Annotated in this window: 12 protein-coding genes and 1 tRNA gene; 3 read left to right on the top strand and 10 right to left on the bottom strand. The window is 70.3% G+C overall.

The window, feature by feature from the left end; translation table 11 throughout:
* Window positions 1–58: 58 nt before the first annotated feature.
* Genes QQM39_RS37645 through pgsA form a run of 3 tightly spaced genes read right to left on the bottom strand, consistent with a single transcriptional unit; the run spans window position 59 to window position 2,858 of the window.
* Entirely contained in the window at window positions 59–1,237 is a 1,179-nt protein-coding gene (locus QQM39_RS37645; protein WP_302002112.1) for a glycosyltransferase family 4 protein, read from the bottom strand.
* Entirely contained in the window at window positions 1,234–2,166 is a 933-nt protein-coding gene (locus QQM39_RS37640) for a phosphatidylinositol mannoside acyltransferase (RefSeq protein WP_302002111.1), read from the bottom strand. The genes QQM39_RS37645 and QQM39_RS37640 overlap by 4 nt, the downstream gene beginning before the upstream one ends.
* Window positions 2,163–2,858: a phosphatidylinositol phosphate synthase gene (gene pgsA / locus QQM39_RS37635; protein WP_302002110.1), complete on the bottom strand. Its 696-nt coding sequence runs from the start codon at window positions 2,856–2,858 to the stop codon at window positions 2,163–2,165. The genes QQM39_RS37640 and pgsA overlap by 4 nt, the downstream gene beginning before the upstream one ends.
* A gap of 304 nt (window positions 2,859–3,162) precedes the next feature.
* On the opposite strand from pgsA, the gene QQM39_RS37630 reads away from it, so the two are divergent.
* Both QQM39_RS37630 and QQM39_RS37625 read left to right on the top strand, forming a co-directional pair.
* The gene (locus QQM39_RS37630; RefSeq protein WP_302002109.1) at window positions 3,163–5,361 is read left to right on the top strand and encodes an elongation factor G-like protein EF-G2; all 2,199 of its coding nucleotides are present in this window, start codon (window positions 3,163–3,165) and stop codon (window positions 5,359–5,361) included.
* A gap of 208 nt (window positions 5,362–5,569) precedes the next feature.
* The gene (locus tag QQM39_RS37625; RefSeq protein ID WP_302002107.1) at window positions 5,570–7,231 is read left to right on the top strand and encodes a hypothetical protein; all 1,662 of its coding nucleotides are present in this window, start codon (window positions 5,570–5,572) and stop codon (window positions 7,229–7,231) included.
* Window positions 7,232–7,368: 137 nt separating this feature from the next.
* On the opposite strand, the gene QQM39_RS37620 is transcribed toward QQM39_RS37625, so the two are convergent.
* From QQM39_RS37620 to QQM39_RS37605, 4 genes are all read right to left on the bottom strand, one after another.
* The gene (locus tag QQM39_RS37620; protein WP_302002105.1) at window positions 7,369–7,917 is read right to left on the bottom strand and encodes an HIT domain-containing protein; all 549 of its coding nucleotides are present in this window, start codon (window positions 7,915–7,917) and stop codon (window positions 7,369–7,371) included.
* Window positions 7,918–8,358: 441 nt separating this feature from the next.
* Complete coding sequence (gene thrS / locus QQM39_RS37615; RefSeq protein WP_302002103.1) at window positions 8,359–10,335, bottom strand: threonine--tRNA ligase; 1,977 nt, start codon at window positions 10,333–10,335, stop codon at window positions 8,359–8,361.
* 394 nt (window positions 10,336–10,729) lie between these two features.
* Window positions 10,730–11,959: a hypothetical protein gene (locus QQM39_RS37610; RefSeq protein ID WP_302002101.1), complete on the bottom strand. Its 1,230-nt coding sequence runs from the start codon at window positions 11,957–11,959 to the stop codon at window positions 10,730–10,732.
* Window positions 11,956–12,522 carry a DUF4365 domain-containing protein gene (locus QQM39_RS37605; protein WP_302002099.1) on the bottom strand — a complete coding sequence of 189 codons (567 nt, stop codon included), beginning with the start codon at window positions 12,520–12,522 and terminating at the stop codon, window positions 11,956–11,958. Before QQM39_RS37605 ends, QQM39_RS37610 begins: the two co-directional genes overlap by 4 nt.
* A gap of 168 nt (window positions 12,523–12,690) precedes the next feature.
* On the opposite strand from QQM39_RS37605, the gene QQM39_RS37600 reads away from it, so the two are divergent.
* A complete protein-coding gene (locus tag QQM39_RS37600; protein WP_302002097.1) occupies window positions 12,691–13,419 on the top strand; it encodes a 3'-5' exonuclease in 729 nt (242 codons plus the stop codon).
* Between the two features lie 64 nt (window positions 13,420–13,483).
* Here QQM39_RS37600 and QQM39_RS37595 read toward each other — a convergent pair.
* From QQM39_RS37595 to QQM39_RS37585, 3 genes are all read right to left on the bottom strand, one after another.
* A tRNA-Val gene (locus tag QQM39_RS37595) sits at window positions 13,484–13,555 on the bottom strand.
* A 39-nt stretch (window positions 13,556–13,594) separates the two neighbouring features.
* Window positions 13,595–14,101, bottom strand: coding sequence for an SRPBCC family protein (locus QQM39_RS37590; RefSeq protein ID WP_302002096.1), 507 nt, complete (start codon window positions 14,099–14,101; stop codon window positions 13,595–13,597).
* Window positions 14,102–14,254: 153 nt separating this feature from the next.
* Complete coding sequence (locus QQM39_RS37585) at window positions 14,255–16,993, bottom strand: Tat pathway signal sequence domain protein (protein WP_302002094.1); 2,739 nt, start codon at window positions 16,991–16,993, stop codon at window positions 14,255–14,257.
* Window positions 16,994–17,001 lie beyond the last annotated feature (8 nt).

The raw sequence follows: 17,001 nt of genomic DNA, 5'->3' as shown, positions 1-17,001 counted from the left end.
TCAAACTCCGGACGGGCTGAGACTCCCCCGCCCGGCGCCGAGAGCCGTCACGTGCCTCTCAGTCCCGCGCCAACCCCAGTCGGGCCCGCAGGCCGCTCCCCCCGCCGCCCCCGGCTCGCTCGTCCGCGGCCACCGCCGCCGCGCCCGCCGTCACCGTCTCGTACACCGACAGGATGTCCGCCCCTACGGTGGACCAGTCGAAGCGGCGTACGTGCTCGCTCCCCCGCTCCCGCAGCTCCGCTCTTCGGGCCGGGTCTTCCAGGAGGCGTACCGCCGACTCGGCCAGGGCGTCCGCGTCCTCGTTGGTGAAGAGTTCGCCCGCCGCGCCCTGGTCGAGGACCTGGGCGAACGCGTCCAGGTCCGAGGCGAGGACCGGGGCGCCGGCCGACATCGCCTCGACCAGGATGATCCCGAAGCTCTCGCCGCCGGTGTTGGGCGCGACGTACAGGTCGACGCTGCGCAGGAAACGAGCCTTGTCCTCGTCGCTGATCATGCCGAGGAACTCGACGCGGGAGCGGAGTTCGGCGGGCAGGGACTCCACGGCCTCCTCCTCGTCGCCGCGGCCCGCCACCAGGAGCCTGGTCTGCGGGCGGGCGGCGAGGATCTTGGGCAGGGCCCTCATCAGCACCGGCAGGCCCTTGCGGGGCTCGTCGATGCGGCCGATGAAGCCGATCGTGTCGCCCTGCCACTCGGGGTTGGGCTCGGCCTTGGCGAAGAACTCGACGTCGACGCCGTTGGGGATCACCACCGCGTCGCCGCCCAGGTGTTCCACCAGCGTGCGGCGGGCGTACTCGCTCACCGCGATCCGGGCGCTGATCTTCTCCAGGGCCGCCTGGAGGATCGAGTACGCGGCGATCATCGCCTTGGACCGGGGGTTGGAGGTGTGGAACGTGGCGACCATCGGGCCCTGTGCCGCCCAGCAGGTCAGCAGGCCGAGCGAGGGTGAGGCCGGCTCGTGGATGTGCACCACGTCGAACTCGCCGTCGTGCAGCCAGCGGCGCACGCGGGCCGCCGAGAGGAAGCCGAAGTTCAGGCGGGCGACCGAGCCGTTGTACGGCACCGGCACAGCGCGGCCCGCCGAGACGACGTACGGCGGGAGCGGGGTGTCGTCGTCGGCCGGGGCCAGGACGGACACCTCGTGGCCGAGCCGGATGAAGTATTCGGCGAGGTCGCGGATGTGGAACTGGACGCCGCCCGGCACGTCCCAGGAGTACGGGCAGACGATGCCGATTCTCACGGACGTTCCCCGTCCCGGCCGTCGGCGGCGGATGGTCGTGGTTCCAGGTCGGCGAGCCACAAGCGCTGGAGCATGTGCCAGTCCTCCGGATGTTCGGCGATCCCCGTGGCGAAGGCGTCGGCCAGCGCCTGTGTCATGACAGACGTCTTCTCCGCCCGGGTACCTGTCTCGGGCACCTCGATCGGTGGATGGACTCGGCCCTGCATGACCGGGGAGTCGTCGTACCAGAGCGTGACGGGGAACAGCAGCGCCCCGGTCTGCTGGGCCAGCAGCGCCGGGCCGGCGGGCATGCGGGCCGTGTCGCCGAAGAACTCGACCTCGACGCCGGACGCCGACAGGTCGCGGTCCGCGACCAGGCAGACCAGGCCGCCGTCGCGCAGCCTGCGGGCCAGCGTGCCGAAGGCGGTGCCGCCGCTGTGCGGCAGGACTTCCATGCCGAGGCCCTCGCGGTAGGCGACGAAGCGGTCGTAGAGCGTCTCGGGCTTGAGGCGTTCTGCGACCGTGGTGAAGCGTGTCTCCAGCTTGGTGGTGACCCAGGCGCCCGCGAGGTCCCAGTTGGCCAGGTGCGGCAGGGCGAGTATCACGCCCTTGCCGGCGGCCAGGCCGTCGGTCAGGTAGTGGACGTCCTTGACGTCCAAGCCGCCCTTGACGCGCTCGGCGCTCCAGGCGGGGAGCCGGAAGGACTCCATCCAGTAGCGCAGGTACGACCGCATGCCGGCGCGGGAGAGCTCGGCGAGGCGCTCCGGGCTCGCGTCGGGCACCACGCGCGCGTAGTTGCTCTCCAGCCGCCGCACGCCCTTGCCCCGCTGCTTCCAGGCGAGGTCGGCGATGGTGCGGCCGAGCCGTACGGCGACCGGCTCGGGGAGCCTCTTGACGGTGCCCCAGCCAAGGCCGTACAGCGCGTCCGCGAGGCGGTCCTGGGCACTCACTTGGCTGCCTCGCTCCCTTGGGAGGCGTCCTGCGACTCGTCGTCCTGTGCGGTCGCCGCCTCCGCCTCCGCCTCCGCCGACTCGCGGCGGACCGTGACGACCCGCTGGATCAGCGTGACGAGGCTGCCGACGGCGACGATCCACAGGGCGATGGGCAGCAGGTACTGGATGCCGGGTACCCCGAACTTGTGCAGGCCCGCGAGACCGGCCGCGACCAGCGAGATCACCAGGCGCTCGGCGCGCTCGACGAGGCCGTTGACCGCGACCGGCAGGCCGATCGACTCGCCGCGCGCCTTGGTGTACGACACCACCTGGCCGCTGGCCAGGCAGAAGATCGAGACGGCGCACAGGACGAGGTCGTCGCCCCCACCGGCGTACCAGAGGATGAAGCCGCCGAAGATCGCGCCGTCGGCGACCCGGTCGAGCGTGGAGTCCAGGAAGGCGCCCCAGCGGCTGGAGCGGCCGAGCTGGCGGGCCATGTTTCCGTCGACGAGGTCGGAGAACACGAAGAGTGTGATCACGACCGTGCCCCAGAAGAACTCGCCCATGGGGTAGAAGACCAGCGCGCCCGCGACCACACCGGCCGTGCCGATGAGCGTGACGGTGTCGGGGCTGACGCCCCGCCGGATCAGAAACGCGGCGAACGGTGTGAGGACACGCGTGAAGAATGCACGCGCGTACTTGTTCAGCATGGCCTTCCCGAGGGTCGGTGTGGCGCCGTGGGGCCCCTGCTGGCCACCGGCTGGCCCATCGTAGCCACGCGCGCGTGAGCGCGACTGCCGGGCACTCGTACACGGGACGGGCGGCCCCGGCCACCGGTGCCGGACGGCACGATCACGTCCTTCGTATGGACGCACCGTGACGGGAGTGGAAAGCTCGAAGAACCGCGGGCGTCACCGGAGCCGCCATCGCTGGGGGCACCTCCCAGGCGAAGCCTGGGGGATGATCCGCATGTCCGCGCCCGCAGTGACCTCACCGTGCACGGGAGGCAGGATCATGGGCGACAAGGCGAACGCACACCCCGGAGCCGCCGGCAGGGCTACAGCGGCCGACCACCCCGCGTCCGTACGGAATGTGGTGCTGGTCGGCCACAGCGGATCCGGCAAGACGACTCTGGTGGAGGCTCTCGCACTCACGGCGGGAGCGGTGAACCGGGCGGGCCGCGTGGAGGACGGCGGCACCGTCTCCGACTACGACGAGATCGAGCACCGGCAGCAACGCTCCGTGCAGCTCTCCCTGGTGCCCGTCGAATGGGACGGCATCAAGATCAACCTTCTGGACACCCCCGGATACGCCGATTTCGTCGGTGAGCTCAGGGCCGGTCTGCGAGCGGCGGACGCGGCCCTTTTCGTCGTCTCGGCCTCCGACGGCGTGGACGGCTCGACCCGCATGGTGTGGGAGGAGTGCGCGGCCGTCGGCATGCCGCGCGCGATCGTCGTCACGCACCTGGAGGCCGCCCGGGCCGACTACGAGGAGATGACGCGGATCTGCGCGGAGGCCTTCGGCGGGGACGACCCCGACGCCGTGCTCCCGCTGTATCTGCCGCTGCACGGCCCGCAGGGCCCGGACGGGCACGCGCCCGTGACCGGCCTGATCGGGCTGCTGTCGCAGCAGCTGTTCGACTACTCCTCCGGAGAGCGCAAGGGGTCCGAGCCGGGCGAGGACCAGTTGCCTGAGATCGAGGAGGCCCGCAACCGGCTGATCGAGGGGATCATCGCGGAGAGTGAGGACGAGACCCTCATGGACCGGTATCTGGGCGGCGAGCAGGTCGACGTCAAGACGCTGATCGAGGACCTGGAGCGGGCCGTCGCGCGCGGCACGTTCTTCCCCGTCCTGGCCGCCGCCCCGGCCATCGACGGCGCCCGGCAGGGGCTCGGCACGGTCGAGGTGCTGGAGCTGATCACGCGGGGCTTCCCGACGCCGCTGGAGCGCGAGGCGCCGCGGGTCACCACGGTCGACGGCAAGCCGCGCGAGCTGAAGGCGTGCGATCCGGACGGGCCGCTGGTCGCGGAGGTCGTGAAGACGGCGTCCGACCCGTACGTCGGCCGGGTGTCGATGGTGCGCGTCTTCTCCGGCACCCTGCACCCCGACGAGACGGTCCATGTCTCCGGGCACGGGCTGGCGGACCGCGGTCACGAGGACCACGACGTCGACGAGCGGATCGGCGCCCTGTCCGCGCCCTTCGGCAAACAGCAGCGCACCCTCAGCCACGCCATCGCGGGTGACCTGGCCTGTGTGGCGAAGCTGAGCCGCGCGGAGACCGGCGACACGCTGTCGGCCAAGGACGACCCGCTCCTGATGGAGCCCTGGCAGATGCCCGACCCGCTGCTGCCGCTCGCCATCCAGGCGCACAGCAAGGCGGACGAGGACAAGCTGTCGCAGGGGCTGTCCCGGCTGGTCGCCGAGGACCCGACCATGCGGCTCGAACAGAACCAGAACACCCACCAGGTGGTGCTGTGGTGCCTGGGCGAGGCGCACGCGGACGTCGCCCTCGAACGGCTGCGCAGCCGCTACGGCGTCCAGGTCGACGTCGTGCCGCACAAGGTCTCCCTACGGGAGACGTTCGCGAACAAGGCGGCGGGCCGCGGCCGGCATGTGAAGCAGTCCGGTGGGCACGGGCAGTACGCGATCTGCGAGATCGAGGTGGAGCCGCTGCCGGGCGGCTCGGGCATCGAGTTCGTGGACAAGGTCGTCGGTGGCGCGGTGCCGCGGCAGTTCATCCCGTCGGTGGAGAAGGGCGTAAGGGCCCAGGCCGCCAAGGGAGTTGCGGCCGGGCATCCGCTCGTCGACATCCGGGTCACCCTGCTCGACGGCAAGGCGCACTCCGTGGACTCCTCCGACGCCGCGTTCCAGACGGCCGGCGCGCTCGCGCTCCGCGAGGCCGCGGCCGACACGAAGATCCATCTGCTGGAGCCGGTGGCCGAGGTGTCCGTCCTGGTCGGCGACGACTACGTCGGCGCCGTGATGAGCGACCTGTCCGGGCGGCGCGGCCGCGTCCTCGGCACCGAGCAGACCAGCGGTGGCCGCACGCTCATCAAGGCCGAGGTGCCCGAGATCGAGATCGGCCGGTACGCCGTCGATCTGAGGTCGCTGTCGCACGGCACCGCACGCTTCAACCGCTCGTACGCGCGGCACGAGCCGATGCCGCCGCAGGTCGCGGAAAGGATTCGGGAAGAGGCGCGCGACGCCTCGTAGTTGGCGCCCGGGGCTGACCGTAGTCGGCGCGCCCGGCGCTGACGAAACGGCTTTTGCGGAACGCCCCCCTCCGCGTCGGCGGGCGGCATTGGGCCGTCCGCCGACGAATGTCAGTGGCGGAGGATACGCTGATCATTGATCAACAGGTGTGCGCAGCACGGAAGTCGGGAAGGCCGCAGAAGCGACAGTGCGGCGATCGGGGGCGGGAATGACCGTTGAGAGCGGTTACGCGGACATCTTCGGTCCGCAGGTGCCGCGCACGGCCGGCGATGGACAGACGGCGACGTTCGCGCTGGCCTCGGCGGCCTATCGGGACAATCCGTTTCAGGACATCAAGAAGGCCGACAACGAATGGCACCAGACCGACGTCAAGGAAGGCCGCGCGTGGGCCAAGATCTTCCGGCCCAACCTGGGTGAGGCCTTCTCACGTGCCGTCGTCGACCGCATGCTCGGCAGCGGCCGCAAGCCGCTGATCCAGTCCTTCGGTACCGAGCCGCAGGTCGTCGTCGAGCACTGTCTGGCCGCCAACAACATCCGCAAGGCCCGTGACCGGATGCTCAGCGCCATCACGGTCCTGTGCGGTGTGCTCTTCCTGCCCGGCCTGCTGGTGTGGCTGCTGATCTTCCAGCTGCGCACCACCATCGGCAAGGCGAACGAGAAGCGGGGCGGTGCGCTGGCCTCCGTGCTGCTCGTCGCGGCGGGCGCGCTGGCCGTGATCTTCCTGATCCAGATGCCGTTCGGCGGGTTCTGGGCGTGGTATGCGCGGGCCTGTGTGGTCATGCCCGTGGTCGGCTGGTTCTGGGCCAAGCAGGTCTGCGAGCGCACCGCGAAGGACCTGCGGGAGCGGTGGGACAGCCTGCTGGCCGGCAGCAGCATCGGCGCGAAGGTGCCGGAGGCGGTGCCGACCAGCCCCAGCGAGACCCAGGCCGAGCAGCTGCGCCAGTCGCTCGCCAAGCTCAGCGCGGAGCAGCAGTCCAACTCCGTGTTCTACGCCGGGCCCAAGGGGATACTCGGCATGGGAACCCGGTGGGGCAGCTGGCAGTTGGCCGAGAACCTGTCCCCGGCCGACCCCACCCGGGAGATCCACCCCTTCCGCAGCTGGGACGTCATCCGCTCGATCCACGACCAGTTGCGCATGCTGGAGCGCGGTCCGCTGAACACCGGTGGTTTCCCCAAGCCTTCGATACGGCACTGGGTCGTGACGCCGATCGCCGAGGGCGCGAAGGCGGTGTCCCGGCCGGAGGGCACAGACGTCGAGGCGTACCGGGTCAAGCAGCACGCGATACAGGACATCTGCAACAAGCAGCAGTTCGGCAGCGGTGACCGGCATTACCTGGGCGTCCAGTGGACGCTGTGGGACGGGCAGTTGATCATCACCATGCTGATCACGGTGACCGTGCTGCACGAGACGCTGCGTATCGAGGTCACCGGGCATGCGCTCGGCCCGGTGAACGGGCTCTTCCAGGAGAAACCCGAGGCTCCGACCAAGGAGGTCGCCAAGTCGCTGAAGCCGTGGGAGACGCGCAAGATCAAGCTTCCGCTGGTGAACAGCGACGAGGTGGTACGGCTGGCGGTGCGGGCCCCGATCTCCTGGTATCCGCCGCTGCTGAACTGGCTCGGCGGCACGATAGGCCTGCCCGAGCCCTTCGGACTCCGGCACGCGTGGGCGGATCAGCCGTGGCGGCACCGCTTCATGGCCGACGACGCGCTCCGCGCCGCCACGCCGGTGCTGCGGGTGGTACACGCGGCGGCGATCAAGGTGCTGGACGAGAACGGCGTGGACACGGAGAAGTTCGGTACGCGGTCGGCGTTCCTGAGTACGGCGGTGCAGGATGCGGCGCCGCGGAAAGCGGACGTCTACGACGCGTAGGCCTCCGGCGGTTGAGCGGGGTGAGGTGGGTCTGGGTGAGCGCCCCTGGGGGCTGCGCCCCCAGACCCCCCTTCGGCCTGGACGGCCTCGTCCTCAATCGCCGGACGGGCTGATCGGTGTCATCGTCAGCCGAGACATCAAGCCGCCGGCCAGGCCTCCGCCAGCATCTTGCGCGTGTCCGCCAGCAGCTGCGGCAGCACCCGCGTGTGCCCCACCACCGGCATGAAGTTCGTGTCGCCGCCCCAGCGCGGGACGATGTGCTGGTGGAGGTGGGCCGCGATGCCGGCGCCGGCGACCGAGCCCTGGTTCATGCCGATGTTGAAGCCGTGGGCGCCGGAGGCGGTCCGCAGGGCCGTCATCGCCTGCTTGGTCAGGGCGGCGAGCTCGATGGTCTCCGGCTCGGTGAGGTCGGTGTAGTCGGCGACGTGGCGGTAGGGCACGACCATCAGATGGCCGCCGTTGTACGGGTACAGGTTGAGGACCGCGTACACCTGCTCACCGCGCTTGACGATCAGTCCGTCCTCGTCGGACTTGGCCGGGATGGAGCAGAAGGGGCAACCGTCGTCGGCTCCGGGGCCGGTCGGCTTGTTCTCACCCTGGATGTAGGCCATCCGATGGGGCGTCCACAGGCGCTGGAACGCGTCCTGGATCCCCACTCCCCACTGCTGCTCCGGCTCACTCGTCATGCGTGCAGCATATGGCTTCGTCCGTTCGCGGCGTGTCGCCGGGGCTCGCACCGGCGGCGGCACACCGAGGTCGCTCTCTTCGTGGCGCCGCTGATCTTTCTCGCCGCGTACGCGGTCCGCGTGCTGGGCCATGGTCGTCTGCCGATGGCCGTGCTCGACCTCTGCCTCGCGCCGACGTTTGCCGCGTGGGCGCTGTTCGCGGTCGACTACGCCGTGTGCCGGCGGCTCAGCGGGCAGCAGCGACTGGGCTTCGTACGGACGCCCCGTAGGGCTGGGCCTGCTAGGCGCCGTGACCGGCACGTTCGCCTCGTGGCTCCTGCGGGCCTTCTTCCACAGGGAAGGGGACCACGGGAAAGGCGACCGCGGAGAAGACGACCGCGGGAAAGACGAAAGGCCCCCGGGAAGCTGAACCCCCCCAAGGGCCTTCGTCACGTACGAGCGTCAGACCTGCGCCCGCTCCTCGACCACCGTCGCGATCTTCGCGATGGCCTCGTCGAACGGGATGCCGTTCTCCTGCGAGCCGTCGCGGTAGCGGAAGGAGACGGCGTTGTTGGCCATGTCCTCGTCGCCCGCGATGACCATGAAGGGCACCTTCTGCTTCTGGGCGTTGCGGATCTTCTTCTGCATGCGGTCGGAGGAGGAGTCGACCTCGACGCGCAGCCCCTTCTTCTTGGCGGCCGCGGCGAACTTCTCCAGGTAGTCCACGTGCCCGTCGCCGATCGGGATGCCGATCGCCTGGACCGGGGCCAGCCACGCCGGGAAGGCGCCCGCGTAGTGCTCGAGGAGCACCGCGAAGAACCGCTCGATCGAGCCGAACAGCGCGCGGTGGATCATGACCGGGCGCTGCTTGGAGCCGTCCGCGGAGGTGTACTCCAGGTCGAAGCGCTCCGGCAGGTTGAAGTCGAGCTGGATGGTCGACATCTGCCAGGTACGGCCGATGGCGTCCTTGGTCTGGACGGAGATCTTCGGCCCGTAGAAGGCGGCGCCGCCCGGGTCCGGGACCAGCGGCAGGCCCTGCTTCTCTGCGACCTGGCGCAGCGTCTCCGTCGCCTCCTCCCAGACCTCGTCGGAGCCGACGAACTTCTCCGGGTCCTTGGTGGACAGCTCCAGGTAGAAGTCGGTCAGGCCGTAGTCGCGCAGCAGGCCGAGGACGAAGGTGAGCGTCTTGTCGAGCTCCTCCGACATCTGCTCGCGCGTGCAGTAGATGTGCGCGTCGTCCTGCGTGAAGCCACGCGCGCGCGTGAGGCCGTGCACGACGCCCGACTTCTCGTACCGGTACACGGTCCCGAACTCGAAGAGGCGCAGCGGCAGTTCACGGTACGAGCGACCGCGCGCGTCGAAGATCAGGTTGTGCATCGGGCAGTTCATGGGCTTGAGGTAGTAGTCCACGCCCTCGTCGAGCTGCATGGGCGGGTACATGCCCTCGGCGTACCAGTCCAGGTGGCCCGACGTCTCGAAGAGCTTCCCCTTCGTCGCGTGCGGGGTGTAGACGAACTCGTAGCCCTCTTCCTCGTGGCGGCGGCGCGAGTAGTCCTCCATGACCCGGCGGACGATGCCGCCCTTGGGGTGGAAGACGGCGAGGCCGGAGCCGATCTGCTCCGGGATGGAGAACAGGTCGAGCTCGTTGCCCAGCTTGCGGTGGTCGCGCTTCTCGGCCTCGGCGAGGAAGTCGAGGTAGCCCTTGAGCTCGTCCTTGGACGGCCAGGCGGTGCCGTAGATGCGCTGGAGCATCGGGTTCTTCTCGCTGCCGCGCCAGTAGGCGGCCGCGTTGCGCATCAGCTTGAACGCCGGGATCGCGCGGGTCGACGGCAGGTGGGGACCGCGGCAGAGGTCCTTCCAGCACAGCTCGCCGGTCTTGGCGTCCAGGTTGTCGTAGATCGTCAGCTCACCGGCGCCGACCTCGACGTCCGCGCCGTCGTCGGACGAGGCGGAGCCCTTGAGGCCGATCAGCTCCAGCTTGTAGGGCTCGGCGGCGAGCTCCTCGCGGGCGGCGTCGTCGGTCACGACGCGACGGGCGAAGCGCTGCCCCCGCTTCTGGATCTCCTGCATCTTCTTCTCGATGGCCTTGAGATCCTCGGGCGTGAACGGCTTCTCGACGTCGAAGTCGTAGTAGAAGCCGTCCTTGACCGGCGGGCCGATGCCCAGCTTGGCCTCGGGGAAGAGCTCCTGCACCGCCTGCGCCATCACGTGCGCGGTGGAGTGGCGCAGGATGCCCAGACCGTCCTCGGAGGAGATCTCGACGCCCTCGACCTCCTCACCGTCGGAGAGCACGTACGACAGATCCCTGAGCTCGCCGCCCACGCGCGCGGCGATGATCGAGCGCTCGCCGGCGAAGAGGTCGGCGGCCGTAGTGCCCGTCGTCACCACGCGCTCTTCCCGCTCGGAATCGCGTTGGATGATCACACGGACGTCTGACACCGGTCTCTCCTGACTGAAGGGGGGTGCGGCGCCATACCAGGAGCGCGCGCATTACGCGATCGTACCGACCCCGGACGGCCGACCGCGAAACGGTGGCGCTGCGCTGGCAGTGCCGCCGTGTGCCGTTGACGGTCTGCGGCGCCGTCACGGCTGATCGCGCCCACGCGGCGGAGCCGCACATTGATACAGCCCCGCGCCCCTTCAGGGCGCTGCCGAACCGCAGCCGACACAGGGCCCTCGGACCAACCAGCCCACACCAACGCCGGGCCACGGCCCGCCAACAGCCACTGTCCCAACGACACCGGCCGCGAGGGAGCCGTAGGGGCGCGCCATAGGCGACCGAGCCAAACTTTCGGCACCCAGCTGCAAGGCCTCGCCCTGCAACCGCCCCCCGTCAGTCCCCGCCGTCCTCCCCGCCGCACACCTCCTCAAAGAAGTCCAAGTCCTCCTGCAACGACTTCATCAGCCGATCCCGCTCGGCCTCGTCCACCTGCACGGGGACGACCCCGGAGGCCCCGGTGACCTTCCGGAAGCCGCCCCGGCTCTCCAGCCGCCCGTGCACCCGTACCGGCAGCCCGACGAGGTGCGCGTGTCCGGCGATGCGGTACGCCTCCTCGTCCAGCGTCAGCCGGACGTGCGGAATCTCGGCGCCGGCGAGGACACGCAGCCGTACGGTGCCCTCCCCTCGGGGCCCCGACCTGCGCATACGTACGACGGCACCGGTGATCCGCACCGGCACGGACGGCTCCTCGCGCAGATAGCGGGCCCCGGCCTCGCGCAGCGCGGGCAGGTCGCCCGGCGAGAACTCGACGGGCTCGACGCCGGCCGCACAGTCGGCGGGCACCCCTGCCGCGGGCGCCCACTCGACGGCGATGCGGGCGCCTTCCGTACCGCGTACCAGGGCGACCAGCGCCTCGGTGAGCTCGCGACTGACGCCCGCCTCGACTGCGCTGTCGAAGGCGTCCATGCCGCCGGTGGCCCGCTGGTAGTCGATGGCCTCGCGGGCCGCGTACAGGGCCTGGTGGAGGCGTACGGCGAGGGGGCGCCCCGTGCCGACGGGGACGAAGGCGGTGAGGCCGCGGCCGCCGGGCGCGGGGCCGACGAGGACGTTCTCCAGCATCGAGGCGGCCGAGCGGCGGTGCCGGGCGCCGTAATAGCCGGCACGCGCGCGCGTGGCCAGCGCCGCGGCGAGGAGCATCTGGCGGGCGGCGGTGCGCAGTTCCTCCTCGACGGTCCAGGGCGCGGCCCCGGCCGGCCCGCTCGGCGCGTCCCGCCACCAGCGGACCTCGTCGCTGGGCACCGCGAGCCCGATCAGCACCTCGCGCGCGGAGGGCATGCCGCTGCGGGAGAGGGCGACGAGCGCCTCCCCGAGCAGATCGTCGCTGTCGGGAAAGGCACGGGACTCGGGGACGAGCAGGCTCGTGCCGTTGCCACCGGGTCCGGGCGGGGTCCAGCGGCCGTAGCGCCCCGCCGCTCCCCCGCGCCGCTGCCAGCCGTGCCGGTGCAGCAGGGCGCTGAGCACGGCGGGGTCGACGTCGCCGGGCTCGGGGGGACGGTCCCAGGACGCGTCGACCGGGTGCGGCCTCACCGGCCGTAGCGGTTCCTCCAGGGGGCGGTGCGTCATGGTCTGCCTCCCGTCCCGACCCGCGTCATGATCTCGCAGAGGGCCCGGTCGTCGAAGATGCGTGAGGTCGGTATCCGCACGCTGGTCCGGCGCCTGCCGGTGATCGCGTGGCCGGCCAGGTTGACCCAGTAGCAGCAGTGCCGCAGATCGAGCCGGTCGTGGCTGGCGCGCAGCCAGTCGTCCTGGGTCCGCGGGACGAGCATCACCACGAGGATCTTGTGCACCGAGACCGGCGTGCGGGCGAGCTTCGCCAGGTGGTCGTTGTCGAGCGTGAAGGAGAAGAACCGGCCGGGCGGGTTCGGCGCGATCTGGTAGGTGGCCTTGAGCTGCACCTTGATGGTGACCTCGTCGTCGACCGTGTGGCCGGGCGCGCTGTGGCTGACGTGCCAGTCGATGCCGTTGTCCGGAAACGGCTGCGACAGCGAGCACCCGGCAGCCGCCGCCACGGCGTGCAGATAACCCACCTGCAGTGTCTCCATGCAGGCGGTGGTGGCGAGTGAACCGCGATGGGGGCCCGTTCGTTCGGGCAGCAGCCCGCCCCGCTCGGGCTGCGCTATCGCCATGACGAACAGCCTTCCACGCCAGGTGAATCCCTGTGCCGGGCCGCTGAACTGCAGGGACCCGCACTCCTGTTGTGTCCTTCCGGCGTACGGCGCAAACGGCCCGGGTATCACCAAACGGGCAGAAGACGGTGCGTCAGCTGCCGTGGGTGAACGAGGGGTTGTGTGGATATGGCGTGCTGGTATGAAGGCCCGCTGGCGGCATTCGACACGGAGACGACAGGCGTGGACGTCGAGACCGACCGGATCGTTTCGGCGGCCGTCGTCGTCCAGGACGCCCCGGGCACCCGGCCGCGGGTGACCCGGTGGCTGGTGAACCCGGGTGTGCCGGTGCCGGAGGCGGCGACGGCGGTGCACGGGCTGACGGAGGAGCATCTCCAGCGCAACGGCCGCTGGCCGGCGCCGGTGATGCATGAGATAGCCGAGGAACTGGCCGGACAGGCCACGGCGGCCCGGCCGATCGTGGTGATGAACGCGCCGTTCGATCTGACGCTGCTGGACCGCGAGTTGCGCCGTCATCGCGCCTCGTCGCTGGACCAGTGGTTCGAGGCGACGCCCTTGCTGGTGCTCGATCCGCGCGTTCTGGACAAGCATCTGGACCGCTATCGCAAGGGTCGCCGCACCCTGACCGACCTGTGCGCGCACTACGGCGTCACGCTGGACGGCGCGCACGACGCGGCGGCCGACGCGCTGGCCTCGCTGGAGGTGGTCCGGGCGGTCGGGCGCCGTTTCGCGGCCCGGCTCGAGCGGCTGTCCCCCGCCGAGCTGCACATGCTGCAGGCGGTGTGGCACGCGGCACAGGCACGCGGGTTGCAGGCGTGGTTCGCGCGCAGCGGCAGCGAGGAGGCCGTGGATCCGGCGTGGCCACTGCGGCCGGACCTGCCGGCGGCGGCCGCCTAGGTACGCGAGGCGACGTGAGGCGTACAAAAAAGCCGGTCCGCTGCTGCGGACCGGCCTTTCCCGGTGGGCGATACTGGGTTCGAACCAGTGACCTCTTCGGTGTGAACGAAGCGCTCTCCCACTGAGCTAATCGCCCGGGAACGCACTGAACAATACAGGTCCCCGCGCGCTTCCTTCAAACCGCTTGAGGACCGCCGTCATGACCACCTCCATGACCGCCTTGACGACCGCCGTGGTGGCCACCGGCCAAGTGCGCCACCAGCCCTCGCCGCCCGGCCCGCATCATCAGCCAGTGGTTGGCGCGGAAGACCGGTCGCCCCGGCACCGCGAACCGCCGCAGCAGCGGCTTGTTCACAGCGACCACCTGGTCGTAGCGGGCGATGCTCCCGCCGCCCTGCGACGTGACGGTCCAGCGCGCCCAGCCGTCGATGTCACCGGACATGGCGATCTCCAGCACCCCAGCCTCCGGGTCCCGCCGCACCTCGCACGCGGTGAAGGTCATGTCGTACGGCAGGACGGAGCGGATGGTGATCACTCCGGTGGTGTCACTGACCTTGGTCACCTCGCGCACCTGGGGCCACCAGCAGGGGTAGTCCTCCGCCTGTTCCAGCAGGCCGTAGACGGTGGCGGGCGGTGCGGGCAGGGCCCACAGGCTGCGGAAGCGGTAGTGGCTCCAGTCCATGGGCCGAGTCTGCCCCTGTCCAGGGGGTTCCACCGCATCCGAGTACGTTCTGAGTACGCGTACTCATGCCCTACGACGTGACGTGGACCACACTCCCGGACATGTGAGCGCCGCCGCCCGTGCGGCGGCGCTCCTCCTGCTCCAACCGGCCCGCTAGGACGGCATCCTGTCGCCCAGCAGCGCCAGGTTCTCGATGGCGGCGAGGCCGTACAGCGCGGTGTCGTTGGTCGACACCCATGCCGCTTCACTGCCCGGGACCAGCGCGTCCGGGCCGCTCAGCTTCTCCGTCTTCCAGGGCGCCGACTCCTTGTAGCCGTCGGAGTTGTAGAACTTCTCCCACGCGCGCGTGGCGAGCTTCGCGTCGCCGGTCTGGACGGCGGCGTACGCGTCGAGGCGCGAGTGGCCCTGGAAGAGCAGCAGCGTGCCGAAGTTGGAGCCGTAGCGTGCCGCCTGCTCCGCCTTCGTCGCGTTGAAGTAGCGGCAGTAGTCGAAGTACGCCTCGTTGAACTTCGGCATGTCGACGAGGTCGATGAGCTCGGCGCACAGTTCGTTGAGGCCGAACACGGCGGACAGGTGCGAGACGCCGACCACCGGCTTGTCGGCGATGGCGAACTTGCCCGTGTCGAGGTCGTAGAGCCCGGTCCCCTGCACGAAGCCGTTGGGCTGGGCGGCGATCGTCTCCATGGTCGACAGGACGCGCGCCTTGGCCTTCTCCCACTTGGGCCCCTTGCGCTCCCACTCCGTCAGCCACGCCGACACGAGCCCGCTCCAGTCCGTGCCGAAGCCGATGGACAGCGCGTGCCGGTCGGGCGTGTACGGCTCGGTGCGGATCTTGCGGATCGGGTCGAGGACGAGGAACGTCTCGTCGGAGTCGACGTTGGCGTGCATGAGGTCGCCGACCCGCTCGTCGGCGGTGAGGAAGTAGTAGTAGCGGCGGTAGGTGGTGTTGGCGATGCGCTGCTGCTTGGCGCTGTCGGCGTAGTGCTGGACGCCGTGCCGGGTGCCGAGGCCGGCCCACTGCCCCAGGTGGTAGACGTCGACCTCACCGGTGTGCCGGGTCATCGCCTCCGCGAACCGGAAGATGTCCGCACGGCCGGAGCGCAGATAGGCGAACCACAGCCACAGGTCGGGCGAGAGCTCGGAGTTGTCCCAGGCGTAGCCGCCGATGTCGTACCGCCACTGGTGCCTGACGGTGTCGTAGGTGTGCATGATGTCGCCGTAGTCCCAGAAGCCGTACCAACGGCGCATCTCCACCTGGTCCTTGTAGTAGGTGAAGAGGAAGTCGAGGTGGTCCTCGATCTTGGCCTTGGCGGGCGTGGAGCGGTCCGGCTCGGAGTACAGGCCCGGCCCGAAGACCTGGGCCTTGATGAGCTGCTTGGGCGGGGCGGCGAGCTGCGGCAGCACCCGTACGGCCTCGACCTGTTGGGCGAGCTTCTCCGCGCTCGGGGTCGACTCGTTGGCCCAGAAGAGGAGTTCGGAGGTGCGGGCGATGCCGTACGGCGTCCCGAACTCCGGCTCGTAGTCCTCGTAGGTGATGTTGAGGCCTTCGAGCTGCTTGGGGTAGGTGTCCTGGCCCATGCCGTCGTGGTAGAAGCGCAGGTCCATGGGCTGCGCCTCGGGCGACCAGAGCCACATGGTGACCTCGGCCTCCTCGGTCTGGGCGTCGCGGATGTCGAGCTGGGCGGGGAACTTCTCCCAGAAGTCCCGCAGCCCGAAGGAGAATCCGCCGCTGACGCCACCGACGTACCCGAAGCCGGACGCCCGCTTGCCACCACCGGTGCCGATCCAGCCGTGGCCCTTCTTGGTCCTCTTGCGCAGCGTGAAGCCGTCGGCGGACAGCTGGGAGAGGGTGTAGTCGCCCCACTCGGGGATGTACTGCAGCCGGGTCGTGACCCGCTGGTCCCAGTTGGCCGGATCGGGCAGCTTCTCCCCCGCGAACTGCGCCGCCTGTACGGCCGCCCCCGGGTCGCGGCGCAGTCCGGTGATGCCCTTGACGGCCTCGCGGAGCATGCCGGTGCCCTCGCCGCCGATGCGGATGTGGCGGTCGTAGGACTCGTCGCGCATCGGCACGGTGAAGCGCACGCCGATGCCGCGGATGAAGTCGCCGCTGGCCTTGCCCGGCTCCTGCGTGCCGTCGTAGGTGATGGTGTGCACCATGCGGAAGGAGTCGGCGCCCGCGTAGAAGTAGAGCCGGATGGAGAAGGGGAGCCAGCTGCGGCTGCCCTTGCGGTGCTTGCCGTCGATCTTGACGACCGCGCGGACCGGGCCCTCCTGCTCGACGGTGACGTCGGAGATGGCGCCCTCGAAGCGTTCGGTCTTGACCGCGCCCTGGTCCTCGTCCTCGATCTCGGGCTGGCGGATCAGCACGAGCCGGCCGTTCCTGGCGATCTCGGTGGAGCCCCGGGTGACCGACTTGATCAGCGTGGCGCCGGACTTGCCGATCTTCGCGGTGATGACGCCGGTCGAGACGTCGATGGTGCCGCCGCTCTTGTCGACGGTGACCTTCTTGTCCGGTACGGCGGCCTCGCCGGCGGCGAGCGTGAGCTTGCCGTTGCCCGAACTGACCGCGTGGGCCGTCCACTTGAGCGAGCCGTCCGGCCAGTAGGCGATCGGCCAGGACTGCACGGGCACGGACTTGCCGTCCGCGTCCGTCACCGCGAACGTCTGGTCCTCCTGGTACGCGCCCTTCGGCCACGGCACACCCACGGTGGAGCCGGGCGCGGCACCCAGGCCGCCGTCCTCCAGCCAGTCGAGGGTCACGGGGTCGGCATCGGCGTCGGCGGCTCTCGGCGCGGCCTGCGCGTCCTTGGCTCCCAGTGCCCAGCTGAACTGCGCGGCGGCGCCGGCGACGGCGGCCGCCTTGAGGATGGACCTGCGGGGGATCGGGGACATGGCCTTTC

The organism is Streptomyces sp. DT2A-34, assembly GCF_030499515.1.
In the GTDB taxonomy this organism is placed as follows: Bacteria; Actinomycetota; Actinomycetes; order Streptomycetales; family Streptomycetaceae; genus Streptomyces.
Note: the sequence above shows the minus strand (reverse complement) of the source record. Positions and strands in the feature narration are given on the sequence as shown.